Annotated in this window: 12 protein-coding genes; 6 read left to right on the top strand and 6 right to left on the bottom strand. The window is 66.4% G+C overall.

Annotated features, from left to right (window positions below):
• Nucleotides 1–10 precede the first annotated feature (10 nt).
• On the bottom strand, nt 11–403 hold the full coding sequence (locus RIB45_RS01820) for a nuclear transport factor 2 family protein (RefSeq protein WP_350048159.1): 393 nt from the start codon (nt 401–403) through the stop codon (nt 11–13).
• 171 nt (nt 404–574) lie between these two features.
• On the opposite strand from RIB45_RS01820, the gene RIB45_RS01815 reads away from it, so the two are divergent.
• From RIB45_RS01815 to RIB45_RS01805, 3 genes are all read left to right on the top strand, one after another.
• A complete protein-coding gene (locus tag RIB45_RS01815; RefSeq protein WP_350048157.1) occupies nt 575–1,426 on the top strand; it encodes an NAD kinase in 852 nt (283 codons plus the stop codon).
• A 73-nt stretch (nt 1,427–1,499) separates the two neighbouring features.
• The gene (locus RIB45_RS01810) at nt 1,500–4,616 is read left to right on the top strand and encodes an ABC transporter transmembrane domain-containing protein (protein ID WP_350048155.1); all 3,117 of its coding nucleotides are present in this window, start codon (nt 1,500–1,502) and stop codon (nt 4,614–4,616) included.
• A gap of 95 nt (nt 4,617–4,711) precedes the next feature.
• Nucleotides 4,712–4,954, top strand: coding sequence for a hypothetical protein (locus RIB45_RS01805; protein ID WP_350048153.1), 243 nt, complete (start codon nt 4,712–4,714; stop codon nt 4,952–4,954).
• 5 nt (nt 4,955–4,959) lie between these two features.
• Here RIB45_RS01805 and pyrH read toward each other — a convergent pair whose 3' ends face one another.
• The gene (gene pyrH, locus RIB45_RS01800) at nt 4,960–5,727 is read right to left on the bottom strand and encodes a UMP kinase (RefSeq protein ID WP_350048151.1); all 768 of its coding nucleotides are present in this window, start codon (nt 5,725–5,727) and stop codon (nt 4,960–4,962) included.
• 152 nt (nt 5,728–5,879) lie between these two features.
• Between pyrH and RIB45_RS01795 the strand changes: the two genes are divergently transcribed.
• Both RIB45_RS01795 and metG read left to right on the top strand, forming a co-directional pair.
• Entirely contained in the window at nt 5,880–6,428 is a 549-nt protein-coding gene (locus RIB45_RS01795; RefSeq protein ID WP_350048149.1) for a hypothetical protein, read from the top strand.
• A gap of 133 nt (nt 6,429–6,561) precedes the next feature.
• Nucleotides 6,562–8,265 carry a methionine--tRNA ligase gene (gene metG, locus RIB45_RS01790; RefSeq protein WP_350048147.1) on the top strand — a complete coding sequence of 568 codons (1,704 nt, stop codon included), beginning with the start codon at nt 6,562–6,564 and terminating at the stop codon, nt 8,263–8,265.
• A 149-nt stretch (nt 8,266–8,414) separates the two neighbouring features.
• On the opposite strand, the gene RIB45_RS01785 is transcribed toward metG, so the two are convergent.
• The 4 genes from RIB45_RS01785 to RIB45_RS01770 all read right to left on the bottom strand — a co-directional run bounded on the left by RIB45_RS01785 (nt 8,415) and on the right by RIB45_RS01770 (nt 13,463).
• A complete protein-coding gene (locus RIB45_RS01785) occupies nt 8,415–9,557 on the bottom strand; it encodes an NAD(P)/FAD-dependent oxidoreductase (RefSeq protein ID WP_350048145.1) in 1,143 nt (380 codons plus the stop codon).
• Between the two features lie 215 nt (nt 9,558–9,772).
• Entirely contained in the window at nt 9,773–11,095 is a 1,323-nt protein-coding gene (locus RIB45_RS01780; RefSeq protein ID WP_350048143.1) for a ParB/RepB/Spo0J family partition protein, read from the bottom strand.
• Between the two features lie 197 nt (nt 11,096–11,292).
• Entirely contained in the window at nt 11,293–12,516 is a 1,224-nt protein-coding gene (locus RIB45_RS01775) for a winged helix-turn-helix domain-containing protein (protein WP_350048141.1), read from the bottom strand.
• A 20-nt stretch (nt 12,517–12,536) separates the two neighbouring features.
• Nucleotides 12,537–13,463 carry a nitrilase-related carbon-nitrogen hydrolase gene (locus RIB45_RS01770; RefSeq protein WP_350048139.1) on the bottom strand — a complete coding sequence of 309 codons (927 nt, stop codon included), beginning with the start codon at nt 13,461–13,463 and terminating at the stop codon, nt 12,537–12,539.
• A gap of 165 nt (nt 13,464–13,628) precedes the next feature.
• Between RIB45_RS01770 and RIB45_RS01765 the strand changes: the two genes are divergently transcribed.
• Entirely contained in the window at nt 13,629–15,782 is a 2,154-nt protein-coding gene (locus RIB45_RS01765; protein ID WP_350048137.1) for an anthranilate synthase, read from the top strand.
• Nucleotides 15,783–15,815 lie beyond the last annotated feature (33 nt).

Raw genomic sequence — 15,815 nt, 5'->3', positions numbered from 1 at the left:
TTGGCCGCCCCTAATTGATCGTCGGCGGCGCGTCGGCGTCGGCGGCGGGGGCGGCGCGGGTGGGGCCGGCCTGGTGGTGGGTCATGACCCAGCGCCCCTCCTCCTTGGCGAAGTGATTCGTGGCGATCAGGGCGTTGTCGCGGATCATCTCGAAGCAGATCACGAAGGCGACGTCGCCGTAGCAAAAGACGCGCGGGGCGCGACATTGGACGCCCGGCGGGTCCTGCAGGACGGCCCGCCAGCTCGCCATCACGTGGTCGCGCTCGTAAAGCGGCTCCCACCCCGGATGCAGACAGGCCACCGGCAGGTCGCGCGCCCACAGCGCGTCCATCGCGGCCTCGTCGCCGTCGGCGAAGGCCTGGTAGAACGCCTCGTTGGCGAACAGGATTTCCTCGCGGCTCATCGCGTCGACGCCCTCTTGCTAGCGCCGCCCCTCTTTCCGGGCGGCGGCGCGGCGGCTACAGTCGCGCGACCCTATGTGGGGCGCGCGCGGGCCGCAGTCCAGCCCGGCGCGCGCCCTGCGTTGAACCGCCCGCACGGACGCTCCGCGTCGCAGGCATGAGGATCGAGCCCGATGGCCGCCGACGAGACCGCCTCGCCGCCCCCGCCGAAGCAGCGCGACACGCCCGCGAGGCGCAACCCGCTTCAGGGCAAGGGCGCGGACCTGAAAATCGCCTTCGTCGCGTCCGAGGCCGAAAAGGCGCAGAGCGCGTTGAAGGCGCTGGCCGCGCACTACCCTTCGGTCGAAACGCCGGAGGAGGCTGACGTCGTCGTGGCGCTCGGCGGCGACGGCTTCATGCTGCACACGCTGCGCGCGCTGATCGGCGGCGGCAAGCCGATCTACGGCATGAACCGCGGCACCGTCGGCTTTCTGATGAACGAATACAGCCCCGACGACCTGATCGAGCGGCTGATGAAGGCGGAGGCGCTGAAGCTCTACCCTTTGCGGATGAAGGCGACCCGCGTCGACGGCGGCGTCGAGGAGGCGATCGCGATCAACGAGGTCTCGGTCTTCCGCGAGACGCGCCAGGCCGCCAAGATCGACATTCGGGTCGACGGCGTCGCGCGCCTCAACGGGCTGGTTTGCGACGGGGTGCTGCTGGCCACGCCGGCCGGCAGCACGGCCTACAACCTGTCCGCCCACGGGCCGATCGTGCCGCTGGGAGCCGGCGTGCTCGCCCTGACGCCGATCAGCGCCTTTAGGCCGCGGCGCTGGCGCGGGGCGCTGCTGCCGCAATCGGCCCAGGTCGAGTTTGAAATCCGGAACACCGCCAAACGCCCGGTCAGCGCGGTGGCCGATTCGACGGAGGTGCGCGACGTCGCCCATGTCGCGATCTTCGAGGATCGCAGCGTCGCCGCGACCATCATGTTCGACCCCGAGCACAATCTCGAAGAACGCATCCTCAAGGAGCAGTTCGCGGCCTGACGTTTGCGGACGCGACGCGGGCCGGCGGAGCGTCTATGATGCGGCTTTTCGGGGGGAGGCGACGAGCGCGGCCATGGACCACAGCATGTTCCGGTTCATCTGGCGCAACAGCCGCCTGCAGCAGGTCTTAACCCTGCTGCTGACGGCCGCGTCGCTGCCGTTCCTCTACTATTCCTTCGATCTGCCCAAGACGATCATCAACGACGCCATCAACGGCGACGGGACGCCCGTCGATCTTTTGGGCGTCCAGTTGACGCAGATCCAATACCTGTTCGTGCTGTGCGGCGTTTTCCTGGCGCTGGTCATCGTGAACGGCGCCTTCAAGATGAAGATCAACACCTACAAGGGCGTCATGGCCGAGCGCCTGCTGCGCCGACTGCGCTACATTCTGCTGGCGCGCACCCTGCGCTTCCCGTTGCCGCAGTTTCAAAAGACCTCCTCAGGGGAAATCGTCACCATGGTGACGGCGGAGGTGGAGCCGCTGGGCGGATTCTTCGGCGACGCCTTCGCGCTGGTCGCCTTCCAGGGCGGCACCTTCCTGACGATCATGGTCTTCATGTTCGTGCAGGACCCGCTGCTGGGCCTCGCCGCCTTCGCGCTGATCCCCGTCCAGGGCTACATCATCCCGAAGATGCAGCGGAAGGTGAACGCGCTTGGCAAGGAGCGCGTGAAGCATGTGCGCGCGCTGTCCAATCGGGTCGGCGAAGTGGCGGGCGGCGTGCCGGAAGTGCGCGCCCAGGACCATGCCGGACACGTGATGGCGGACGTCTCCCGGCGGCTGGGCAAGATCTTCGACATCCGGTTCGAGATCTACCAGCGCAAGTTCTTCATGAAGTTCGTCAACAACTTCATCAATCAGATGACGCCGTTTCTGTTCTACGCGATCGGCGGCTATCTGGTGATCCAGGGGGAGCTCAGCTTCGGCGCGCTGGTCGCCGCGCTGGCCGCCTACAAGGACTTGGCGGCGCCCTGGAAGGAACTTCTCAACTACTATCAACGCCTGGCCGACGCGCGCATCAAGTACGAGCAGCTGATCAGCCAGTTCGAGCCTGACGGGATGCTGGACGAGCGCCTGCAGCAAGGCCGCCCGGAAGAGGAGCCGCGGCTCGACGGGCCGATCGAGACCGCCAACCTCACCTGGGCCGACGAGGACGGCGTGCGGGTGATCGACGGAGCCTCCGTCACCATACCGGGGGGCCGGGTCACGGGCGTGCTGTCCAGCAGCGGATTGGCGAAGGAAGTTCTGGCGCGCCTTCTGGCCCGGCTGCTCACCCCCACATCCGGCCGGGTGAAGATCGGCGAAACGGACTTGGCGCGCCTGCATGAAGGGGTGACCGGCGCGCGGATCGGCTATGTCGGCGTCGAGCCGGCCTTCTTCAACGGGACGATCGCCGCAAACATGTTCTTCGGGCTGCAGCGCCGGCCGCCGGACCCCAAGCAGGAGGAGGACGCCGACGCCGAACGCCGACGCGAGATCGAAGAGGCCGAGGCGTCCGGCAACAGCCCGTTCGATCCCGCGAAGGATTGGACCGACTACGCGCTCGCCGGCGTCGCCGACCGCGCGGAATTGACCGAGCGCGCGATCGATCTGCTCGGCGCGGTCGAGATGGAGGCCGACATGTACGACATCGGCCTGCGCCAGAGCGTCGATCCGGAGGCCGAGCCCGATCTCGCGGGCAAGGTGATGGAGGCGCGCGGCCGGCTGCGCGAGGCGCTCGACGCGCACGGGTTCGACGATCTGGTCCAGACCTACGACATGGACCGCTACAACACCTACTCTTCGGTCGGCGGCAACATCCTGTTCGGCCGGCCGACGACCGACGAGTGGGCCTTCGACCGGCTGCATGAGAACCCGAAGCTGCGCCGGCTGATGGACAAGCGCGGCCTGACGGAGCGGTTCACCGAGATCGGGCTGAAATGCGCCGAGCTGATGGTGGAGCTGTTCAAGGATCTGCCGCCGAACCATCCCTTTTTCGAGCAGTACAGTTTCGTCGACGAAGAGCTGTTGCCGGAACTGAAGCTGATCGCCCGCAAGGCCAAGAGCGGCGGCGACCTGACGGCGGAAGAACGTGCGGTGCTCGCCGGCCTGCCCTTCAAGCTGGTGATCCAGCGCCATCGGCTGGGGCTGATCGACGAGGCGATGCAGGCGGAGCTGGTCGCCTTGCGCAAGGAGCTGCACGAAACCTATCCTGAGGACTTCAAACCCGCCGGCGCGGTCGAGCCGTTCGATCCCGCACGCTTCAACCGCGGCCTCTCGATCCTCGACAACATGCTGTTCGGGCGGATCGTGCACGGCCGGTCCGACGCCACGGAACGGGTGCAGGCCGTGGTCACGGAGGTGTGCGAGGCGTTGGAGCTCCGGCGCGCGATCGTGCGCGTCGCCTTCGATTTCCCGGTCGGCGTCAACGGCGCGCGACTCGCGACGGTCCAGCGCCAAAAGCTGAGCCTTGTGCGCAACGCCTTGAAACGGCCTGACGTCCTGGTGCTGTGCGACGCTCTGAACGCCGTCGATCCGGAGTCGCAAGCGCGCATCCTGCCGGCCTTGCGCGCCGAGACGCCGGAGGCGACCTGGATCTGGATCGCCGGCGCGCCGCCGCCCGGTCTGTCCCCCGATCACGTGTTCGATATCCGCAACGGCCGGCTGGTCGAAGCCGGGGAGCGACCGGAGCAGGAAGACGAACCGCAAGCGACGGCGCCGGCGGAGGGCTCGCTCGACGGCGCCGACGAAGCGCTGGGCGCAGAGGCGCAGACCCTGCGGCAGGTCCCGCTTTTCGCCAATCTCGATCCGACCCGCCTGAAGTTTCTTGCCTTCACGAGCGAACGCAAGATCTATCAGCCCGGCGAGGTTCTGATGCGCGAGGGGGAGGATGGCGACGCCGCCTACGTCATCCTGGACGGGCTGGCCGACGTGCTGGTCGGCGACGGTCCGACGGAGAAGGTGTTGTTCCCGTTGGGTCCGAACAAGCTGGTGGGCGAGTTGGCCCTGCTCAACGACGCCAAACGCTCGGCCACGGTGCGCGCGGTCGAGAAGACGACGGCGCTGCGCCTCTCGCGCGAGGTGTTTTCAGAGATGGCCCGCCAAGATCCCTACTTCGCCTTCGAGATGACGCGCGATCTCGGTCGGCGCCTGATCCTGACCACCGATCAGTTGAACGACGCGCGCGAGGAAATCGCCACGCTCAGGGGCTGACGCCTGCGCCTCGAACGACCGCTTGCAAGACCGGCGCAGAGGGAGAATATGCGGGACCGACCGCTTCCGGTCCCTTGCATGAATGGACTGACCCGATGACTTCGAAGCTTTCCTGCGCGATCGCCGCCGTCTCCGCCGCCCTGCTGGTCGGGGTCGAGACCGGCGCGGTCTTCGGCGCGCTCGACTGGGCGCTCGCCTATCAGTTTGGCCTGGGGGAGGAGGTGCGGACGATCGGTCTCGCGCTGGGCGTCATTCCCGGCGTCATCGCCGGGGGCTGGATCGGGCGCGAGGCCTGGCGGGCCGAACGGCGCCTCGCCGCCGGCGCCGACGTCGCCTAACGCGCCTACGCGCCGTCGTCCGCCTCGTAGACCTTGGTCTTCGCGCCCTTCGCCAGATAGGTGCCCGCCGGTTCGCCCAGGCAGATCCGGCGCATGCAGCCCGGCTCGTCGAAGTCGAAGACGTGGATCGGCTTGGCGTAGTCGCGCGCCATCACCAGCGCCGGCAGATCCATGAAGGCCAGTTGCTGGCGGATCGCATCGCCAAGGCCGATGGAGCGGTAGAGCTTCGCCTCCGGATCCTGCTTGGGGTCGGCGTTGAAGACGCCGCTAACGCCGTTCTTGGCCGCGAGCACGGCGTCGCAGCGCAACTCGATCGCCCGTTGGACGGAGGCGTAGTCGGTGGTCAGATAGGGCTGGCCGATGCCCGCCGTCAGCACCACGATCGAGCCCTTGTCGAGATGCCGGTCGGCGCGCAGGCGGATGAAGGGCTCGGCCACCTCCGGCGTGTGCAGAGCCGACATGACCCTGACCTCGTAGTCGGAGGAGGTCTTGATCGCCGCACGCAGCATGATGCCGTTAATCACGGTCGCCAGCATGCCCATGTTGTCGGCTTCCGCGCGCTCGATATGCCATTCCTTGGAGACGTTGCCGCGGAAGATGTTGCCGCCGCCGACGACGATGGCGATCTCGATCCCAAGGTCGCGGACCGACAAGATCTCGCGCACGATATGCCCGATGGCGTCGGGGTTGAGCGCGTTCTGCGTCGCGCCGGCCAGCGCCTGGCCGGAGAGTTTCAGGAGCACGCGCTTGTAGACGGGCTTGGTCTCGGACATGCGGCGCGGGCCTCCTCAGATCGTCGCAGACGGGCTTGCGTCGGTTAAGAACACGAGTCCGGGGGGCGAATCAACCGCGCGGACGCTCGGCGCGGCGGCCTGGAGGCGGTCAGGCCTTGCCTCTCTCCGCCGCACTTCGCTACCCTTCCCTCATGCCGTTCGCCAAAGAATCCTTCATCGCCGCCGCCAAGGCCGCCGCAGCTTCGGACGACCCGACGCGAGCCGTGCGCGAGCTGCTGGCGGAGACCGTGCGCGACCCCGCCCCGATCAAGGCCGCCTTCGCCCACGTCGAGGCGGACGAAGAGAACTTCTACGAGGACGAGACGCTCTCCCTCTGGATGACCCGCTTCCAGCCCCACCAGGTCCTGCCGCCGCACGACCACGGGGTGAGCGTCCACATCGCCGTCTACAGCGGGGTGGAGCGCAATCTGCTCTACCGCCGGCCGAAAGAGGGCGGCGGGCTCGGCGAGCCGATCGTCCGGGAGACGCCGGCGGGCGAGCTCCTCTCGCTCGGCCCCGACGGGATTCACGCGCCCACGGCCGCCGGCGACGGCCCGTCCGAGGCGCTGCACGTCTATATGGGTAAGCTCTCGACCGTCGAGCGCTCGCTGTTCGACTGGGACACCGGGCGGACCGTTCCCTTCACCATGGAGCGGTTCGAGGGGCTCGTGCGGCCTAAAGGCGACGTGCCGGGGGCCTGAGCTCGCCGGAGAGCCCCACGAAGGCGGGCCCCACTCGAAGCCCGACGCGCCCCTTTGCGCTCCGCCCCCCATCTGCTAAAGCACGGCGCGCCTTCCGGCGTCCCTCGCGGCTTTTCATGAGAGCGTCCGTCCGATGAAGATCCTGATCACCAGCGCGCTGCCCTACATCAACGGGGTGAAGCATCTCGGCAATCTGGTCGGCAGCATCCTGCCGGCGGACGTCTACGCCCGCTTCAAGCGCCAGACAGGCGACGAGGTGCTTTATATCTGCGCGACCGACGAGCACGGCACGCCGGCGGAGCTCGCCGCGCTCGAGGCCGGCCAGGACGTCGCCGACTTCTGCCGCGAGCAGTATGAGGTCCAGCGCTCGATCTACGAGCGCTTCCACATCGCCTTCGATTATTTCGGCCGCAGCTCGTCGCCCGACAATCACGAGCTGACCCAGCATTTCGCCCGGAAACTCGACGAACACGGCTTCATCGAGGAGCGCGAGATCAATCAGGTCTTCTCGAACGACGACGGCCGCTTTCTGCCCGACCGCTACGTCGAAGGGGAATGCCCGAACTGCGGCTACGAGCGCGCGCGCGGCGACCAGTGCGAGAACTGCACCAAATTGCTCGACCCGACGGATCTGATCAATCCGCGTTCCGCGGTCTCCGGGGGCACGAACATAGAAATCCGCGCGACCAAACACCTCTTCCTGCGCCAGTCCGCCCTGATCGGCGAAGTGGAGGAATGGATCGACCGCCATCCGGACTGGCCGCATCTCGTCACCTCGATCGCCAAGAAGTGGATCAAGGAGGGCGTGCGCGACCGCTGCATCACCCGCGATCTGAGCTGGGGCGTGCCGGTCGACCGGCCGGGTTTCGAGGGCAAGGTCTTCTACGTGTGGTTCGACGCGCCGATCGCCTACATCTCCACCACCAAGACCTGGGGCGAGGAGGATCCGGAAAACCGCGACTGGAAGGCCTGGTGGACCGAAGGGAACGACGTCTCCTACGTCCAGTTCATGGCGAAGGACAACATCCCTTTCCACACCATCAGCTTCCCCGCGACCGAGATCGGAAGCCGCGAGCCCTGGAAGCTGGTCGACCGGCTGAAGGGCTTCAACTGGCTCACCTACTACGGAGGCAAGTTCTCCACCTCCTCCAAGCGCGGCATCTTCACCGACCAAGCGCTGGAGGAGGAGCCCGCGGACTATTGGCGCTATTGGCTGATGGCGAACGCGCCGGAATCGGGGGACAGCGTCTTCACCGTCGATCGCTTCGCCGAGCAGTGCAACAAGGACCTCGCCCACACGCTGGGCAACTTCGTCAACCGCACCATGAAGTTCTGCGAGAAGAACTTCGGCGCGGAGGTCCCCGCCGGCGGCGACTGGACCGAGGCCGAGCGCGCGATGGCGACCGAGCTGGAAGGGCTGATCGCCGATTACACCCAGCAGTTGGAGGCGATCGAGTTCCGCAAGGCGCTCGCCAGCTTGCGCGCAATCTGGTCGCTCGGGAACAACTACCTCGCCTCGGCCGCCCCCTGGACCGAGATCAAGCAGGACCGCGACCGCGCCGCCTGCATCATCCGCACGGGCCTGAACCTGACGCGCCTTTTCGCCGTGCTGGCCTGGCCCGTCATCCCGGGCAGCGCGGAAAAGATGCTGGACGCCGTGGGCTGCAGACCGGCCGAGGGGGAGACCCCGACCTGGCCCGGCCAAGACGTCGAGGGCGAGCTGACGGTTCTGGAGCCCGGCCGCCCCTTCACCGCGCCGCCGCCGCTTTTCAAGGTGATCGACGAGGACCGCGTCGCGGAACTCACCGCGACCTACGGCGGCGCGCCGGAGGGGTGATCCGCTAGCCCCTCTCCCGCGGGGAGAGGGGTTGGGGTGAGGGGCCGCGCCGGGCGCATGCGCGACGCATGAGCCCGAGCCCCCTCATCCGGGCGCTTGCGCGGCCGACCTCTCCCGAGGCAGAGGTGTGAAGGACCGCGCCGCGCCGCCTAATGCCCCAACGCCGTCGGCATGGGCCGCCGCGGATCCAGCGCCGCGCGGTCGAGGCCGAGGCCCGCCAGCGGCTCCGGAACCGGCCTTCCCTGCAGTTGGGCGGCCGCGTTCCACGCCATCCCGACGGAGGTCTGAATGCCGTAGCCGCCCTGGCCGGCGTACCAGAAGAAGCCCTCGCCGCCCTCGGCCTCATCGAAGCCCACCAGCGGCTGGCGGTCGTTCGCGAAGGTGCGCAGGCCCGCCCAGCTGCTCTCCACCCGCTCGACCGTCACGGTCGTGCCCTCTTCGAAGCGGTGCAGACCTTCGGCCAACGCCATGTCGTCCACATAGGCGTCGTGCGGCGCCACCGGAACCTCGTCCGCGGGAGAGACGAGGAGCTTCCCCGCCTCCGGCTTAAAATAAAAGCGCTCGCCGATGTCGCCCATCAGCGGCCAAGCCTCGAACCCCTCATAAGCCGGCGCCGGCAGCAGAGCGGCCGAGCGGCGCAGCGGGTTGAGCGCGATCGGCGGCAGACCGGCCATCCGCCCGACCTCCCCCGCCCAGGCGCCGGCGGCGTTGACCAGGATCGGCGCCGCGTACGCGCCGGCCGGCGTCTCCACCCGCCAGCAGCCGCCCTCGCGCCGCACGGCCTGCGCGCGGGCCTTCACGACGACCCGCCCGCCGAGACGCTTCAGCTTCGCCAGATACGACTGATGCAACCCGGCCACGTCGATGTCCGCCGCCGTCTCCTCGACCGAGCAAGCGACGATCCCGTCCGGCTTCAGGATCGGACAGCGGCGCACCGCCTCCTCGACCGGCAGCGGGGAGAGGCAGCTCTCCGCCGCCGTGAGCGCCTCGAGCGCGGCGCGCCCGGTCTCATAGGCGAACCAGACCAGCGGGCGTCCTTTCAGGAACCCGTGCGCGGCGAAGTCGGCCGGCGGACTCTCCAGGAACGGCCGCGTGGCCCGGTTGAAGGCGCGCACGGCCGGCGGGCCGTAGCATTCGATGAAATGCGCGGCCGAGCGGCCGGTGGCGTGGTAGCCCGGCTGATCCTCCGCCTCCAGGACGGTCACGGCCGCGCCGTCGGCCGCCAGTTCCGCCCCCAGCGACGCGCCCGCGATACCGCCGCCCAGGATAAGCACGTCCGGTGTTTCGCTCATGGTCGTCTCCCCCGTTTTCTTGATCTCCGCATCGTCATGCTACGGCGCGGGGGGCGGGGGTGGAAAGACGGGGCTTCCCTCAAGACGGAAGAGGCCTCATAGGCATCGCCCAAAAACCAATATCTTTGCCACTAGACTCGGCAGCTCCATGACGGCGCTTATAACTATGCGCTAATATTGAAAATTTAAAAAACTTTACCATGAAGAAATTAGCATCAGGCTTTTAAGCACACAACGACAAAATCGGCCAACATATCCCACATCGACTTCAGGTGATGATCTGACGGAAAAAAATTCTTATGGTGAACGTAGCCGTGCAATGTATTTGCAGAAAACAAAGCCTCTTGTTTCTCAAATTTTTTTAACTGTTGAACATATTTTTTATCTAGTGTTTTGTTTATTTCTAAGTCATTTAATACTTTCCTAAACTTCAGGCTTAACTTATCATTCGCATGCACGTTTGAGAGATTCTTCCGGTCGATATAATTCTCAATAGCAAATTCCAAAATCACACGGAAAAGCACAGCGATGCCATTATCATGTTCTCCGAACTTCAATCTGTGCTGGAGTTCGTTCCAGATATCGAATGCACGCTGAATGTGAGGCTGCGGAACCAAACCATAGTCTATGTTCCGAATAAGGGTGCGGCGCGCTTCTGGCTTGGTCGGCGTAGTTTGCGGCCCCTTCTCGGTTGACGGCTTGGGTTGCGGCTTAGCCCCCTTAAAATCCTTGGCTTTGGGGAGGGCGTCGGTTGCTGACGGAAGAAGTCCTTCCTTTTCAAGTGCATCCAGATAACTTCGCTTATCCGTGTTGCTCCATATGTCATCAAGAACAATTTTTTTAGTAATCAAGTCATTCGCGATTCGAGCAAGCCCCTTTAGAACAATATTTTCATCGTGCGTATACTGAAGGTGATTCTTAACAACTGAAACCCCCACGCGATTTCGGAAGTTCTCAGCAGAGAGCAGTCTATTTAAGTTAGATCGAGGAAGCCGAGCGGTCGGTGCCAAGCACCCTCCCTCGCGGAGCTTCCTCTCAATCTCTTCCGCGACATTAATTCTATTTCTCTTTCCAGTACGCTTTACAAAATTGGCCTTTGCCTCAGGATCCCATTGACTTTGACCAACTCCACTTTGACCGCCAGTGTGCCGACGATAAAGAATTTCGTCTAGTTTCTCTCGATCGGGCTCGATCTGGCATTGGATCTTTTCAGGAAACTTCCCAATCCATGCCGCACGTTGTGCTGAGAAGAAGTCTGCCCAATCCTGGGAAGGGGCTTTGTGAGGAGATGCAAGAAGTTTAAGGCAAGTTACACGACGATTGCCGTCGTAGACTACATACTTACCGTCGTCATCGTGTACCAAAGGTGGTTCATATATACCGCCTTCCGAGACAATATCTCGGGCGAGGTTGCGCATGTGATTGGCCCTGCGCGTGAGCAACCACTCAATTGCCGCGTCTTCGCTGGCAACTTCTCCATGCCGGTCGTTTGCTGAGTTTACCGATAATGCGGCTAGCGGGATACTCTTGAACTTCATATGCGGCCTTACTGTTTTTTGCCTACAAGAAGCGCAATCTAAGCGCGCCTAAGTGAAATACACCACACAAAAAGTGCATTGCTAAAAGCGTTCGTGGCCCAGCTGAGGAGTTTCTGAACTGGCTGCGCCCTTTAGAACGCTATTGCCGAGTACCAAATGCGCGCTTGCAACAATATTGGTCGCAAAAATCGCCGCCCCTAGACCGCCGCGCCCAACCCCCGCGCCAGATCCCCGTTTCGGGCCGCACGCACGTCCTCAAGCCCCAGCCAGTAAGCCATCTCCCGCAGCACGGGCGCCAGACGCTCGCACAGGGGACCGTGCGGCTCCCCGGCCTCCGCGAAGGCGCCGAGGACCTGCAGGCGCCCGCCCGACCGGTCGGCCTTCAGGTCGAGCCGACCGACCAACCGGTCGTCCAGCGCGATGGGCAGCACGTAATAGCCGAAACGACGCTGATGGGCGGGCGTGTAGATCTCCAGCCGATAATGGAAGCCGAACAGACGCTCCGCCCGCGGCCGGAGCCAGCAGACCGGATCGAAGGGGGCGAGGAGCGTACAGCCCTCCAGCTTCCGGCGCGTGGCGTCGGGCGCGATATAGGCCTGGTCCTTCCAGCCCTTCACCGTGACGGGGATCAGCGTCCCCTCCTCCGCCATCTCCGCGACCCGCGCCTTGCTCTCGGCCGCGGGCAGGCGGTAGACGTCGCGCAGATCCGGCTCCGTCGCGACGCCCAGCAGTTTGATCGCGCGGGCGAGCAGCGTGCGCTGCGCCTCCTCGCGGGAGGGCGTCGGCGCATCGAGGACGGCCGCCGGCAGCACGCGCTCGGGCAGGTCGTAGACGCGCGTGAAGCCGGCGGCGCGCCTGTCGGCGGTGGTGAGCTCCCCGGTCCAGAAGAGATATTCGGTCGCCTTCTTCGCCTCGCTCCACCCCCACCAGGCGCCGGCGGCCTTAGTGTCGACCGCGTTCAATTCCGAGGCGGCGAGCGGCCCGCGGGCGCGAATTTCGTCCAGCACGCGGGCCAGCGCCGCCTTCCGCTCCCGGCCGAAGCGGGCGAGACCGTTGTAGATTCCCTCGCCGCGGGCCGCGTCTTCCATGCGCCAGCGGAAACAGGGCTGCAGCTCGACGGGCAGCAGCGCCGCCTCATGCCCCCAATATTCGAACAGGCTGCGCCGCCGACCGCCATAGGCCTCGCGCTCCAGATGACGCAAGTCGTAGGCGCCGAGCCGCGAGAAGAGCGGCAGGAAATGCGCGCGCTGCAGCACATTGACGCTGTCGATCTGCAGCACGCCCAGCGATCGGGCCTCTTTGCGCACCTGCGCGCGGCTGACGGGCCCGTCGGACCGGCGCTTATGCAGGCCCATATGGCTGAGCGCGACGCGCCGCGCCTCCAGCGGCGTCAGCCTGTCGCCGGGCGCACGTTTGGCCATCGTCCGCGCCGCAGACCGGGTCAGCCGCCGACCGCGACGCCGTCGGCGTCCCACGACCCCGGCCAGACCTCCGCGCGCCCGCCCTCGCGGATCTGGCGGATCATACCGACCGGCACGTCCCGGGCGATCAGCATCGGGCCGTCTCCCTGCGTCTCGGCGGCGCCGGGAACGGCGGCGAAGCGGCCGTCGAAGCCCAACTCCGCCTCGCACGGGGTGAAGACGGCGGCCCCCGAGTAGTTGGGCCGCGAGCCGTCCGGCGCGACTGATCCGATGCATCCGACCGCGCAGACGGCCGTCTGCAACTCGACCGCCCGGGCCTTGGCGCAGTCGAAGACGCGCGAATAGCCGGACTGCTTCTCCGTCATCGAGGGCACTAGCAAGAGGTCGAGATCCGGCTCCGAGCGCGCGATCTTCGCGGCGAGCGCCGGCAGTTCCACGTCAAGGCAGATCAGCGAGGCGATCCGCAGCCCGTTCCACTCCACAAGCTCGACCTTGGAGCCGGTGTTGAGGTTCCAGGCGTCCGCGCTCTTCTCGCCAGGGGTAAGGCACAGCTTGTCCTGCGCGATGGTGCGCCCGTCGGGGAGGATCAGGTGCGCGCGATTGACGTGCGGCGGGCCGTCCGGATCGCGGCCGGGCGCTTCTACCGGAAAGCTGCCGGCCAGCAACGCGACGCCCGACCGCTCGACCAGCGCCGGCAGCGCCTCCAGGGCTTTTCGGCCCTCCTCCGCCATCCAGGCGACCTCTTCGGTGGGCTTCAGCCCGGCGGGCGCATAGCTCAGCCATTGTTCCGACGCGTATTCGGGCAGCACCAGCACATCGGCGCCGCCGGCCCTCGCCTCGGCCAACTTCTCCTCCACCTTGGCGAGCCAGGCGCCGATGCCGTTCAGCGGCTGCGCCATATTGGTCGCCCACAGCGCGACGGTGGCGAACTCCTTGCGGGCGGTCATGCAACGTCACTCCCTTCGATCCAGATGGCGACGGCGCATGCTAGCGGAGTGCGACGGAAAGGACGAGGCCCCCGAGGCGTCTTTTCCGCGGCGCATATCCCTTGCAACGCGCGCATCGAATGCGTACTGACCCTCGGGGGTTAAAGCGCATGAGGCAGGGCCGCGATGAGCGATTTCACGGTTGAGACGGCGGGCGGGATCACGATCCGGCGCACGGCGGAGCCCGCCTCCTACGAAACCGCGATCGACGGGGTGATTGAGCGGTTCGACGGCCGCCCGGGGGCGCTGTTTTCCTCGAACTACGAATATCCCGGACGCTACACGCGCTGGGACGCGGCCGTCGTCGATCCGCCGCTGATGATCTCGTCCCGCGGGCGGGCGATGCGCCTTGAGCCGTTGAACGACCGCGGCCGGTTGCTGGCCGGCTGGATCGCGGACGCGCTGGAGGGTCACGCCCACATCGCCGCCCTGTCGCGGGCGGCCGACGGAACAGTCGACCTGACGGTCGCCGAGCCGACGCGGATCTATACGGAGGAGGAGCGCTCGAAGGCGCCGACGGTCTTCTCCGTCCTGCGGGCCATCGTCGATCTTTTCCGCACGGACGCGGACCCCGCCCTCGGCCTCTACGGCGCCTTCGGTTACGATCTGTGCTTCCAGTTCGACCCCATCGACCTGACGCTGCCGCGCGCCGACGACCAGCGCGACATGGCGCTGTTCCTGCCCGACCAGCTGGTCGTGGTCGACCATTACACGGTCAGCGCGCAGCGCTATCACTACAGCTTCGAGCGCGATGGCGCGCGCACCGGCGATCTGGACGGCGACGTCGCCGAGACGCCCTTCCAGGCCGCCGACGAGACGCCCGGCGCGGGCGATCACGCCCCCGGCGAGTACGCGGCCCTGGTCGACGTCGCGAAGGAGAGCTTCCGCGCCGGGGATCTGTTCGAAGTCGTGCCGGGTCAGGTGTTCTACGAAAAATGCCTGCAGCCCCCGGCCGCGACCTTCCGCCGGCTGCGCGCGATCAACCCCTCGCCCTACGGATTCTTCATGAATCTGGGCCGCGGCGAGTACCTGGTGGGGGCGAGCCCGGAGATGTTCGTGCGCGTCACCGGCCGGCGGGTCGAGACCTGCCCGATCAGCGGCACCATCCGCCGCGGCGAGGACGCGATCGAGGATTCGGAGCAGATCCTCAAACTCCTGAATTCCAAGAAGGACGAGGCGGAGCTCACCATGTGCTCCGACGTCGACCGCAACGACAAGAGCCGGGTGTGCGAGCCGGGCTCGGTCCGCCTGATCGGCCGGCGTCAGATCGAGATGTATTCGCGCCTGATCCACACGGTCGACCATATCGAGGGCCGGCTGCGCGAAGGGATGGACGGCTTCGACGCCTTCCTGTCGCACGCCTGGGCGGTGACGGTCACCGGCGCGCCGAAGCTGTGGGCCATGCGCTTTATCGAGGCGCATGAGAAGAGCCCGCGCGCCTGGTACGGCGGCGCCGTCGGCATGGCCCATTTCAACGGCGACATGAACACCGGCCTGACGCTGCGCACGATCCACATCAAGGACGGCTACGCCCGGGTGCGCGCCGGCGCGACGTTGCTCTACGATTCGATCCCCGACGAGGAAGAGAAGGAGACCGAACTCAAGGCCTCCGCGCTGCGCGCGGCGCTCAAGCCCCCCGGGAATTCCGACGGGGCGGATCTGTCCGCCGAGGTGCGCAAGGTCGGCGCCGGCAAGCGCATCCTGCTGGTCGATCACGAGGACAGCTTCGTCCACACGCTGGCCAACTATTTCCGCCAGACCGGCGCGGAGGTCGTGACCGTCCGCACGCCGGTCGACGAGGGCGTCTACGACCGCGTGCGGCCGGATCTGGTGGTGCTGTCCCCCGGCCCGGGCTCGCCGAGCGACTTCCAGTGCGCGGCCACGATCGAGGGCGCGATGGCGCGCAAGCTGCCGATGTTCGGCGTCTGCCTCGGCCTGCAGGCGTTGGCGGAGCAGGCGGGCGCTCGGCTCGACCGGCTGGCGGTCCCGATGCACGGCAAGCCCTCGCGGATCCAGGTTAAAAAGACGGGGCGTTGCTTCGCGACGCTCGCCAACGAACTCACCGTCGGGCGCTATCACTCGCTTCACGTCAAGCCGGAGACGCTGCCTGGCGACTATCAGGTGACCGCCGTCACCGAGGAGGGCGTCGTCATGGCGATCGAGCATGGGTCGCTTCCGATCGCGGCCGTGCAGTTCCACCCGGAAAGCATCATGTCGCTGGGCAAGGCCGCCGGCATGCGGATCATCGAGAATGTGGTGGAGAGCCTGACGAAGGGGTGAGGCTCGGGGCCGCATGAACTCCCCGGGTCGCGC

The sequence above is a fragment of the Marivibrio sp. genome (assembly GCF_040218065.1).
In the GTDB taxonomy this organism is placed as follows: domain Bacteria; phylum Pseudomonadota; class Alphaproteobacteria; order UBA8366; family Aestuariispiraceae; genus Marivibrio.
This window is presented reverse-complemented; position numbering and strand designations above follow the sequence as displayed.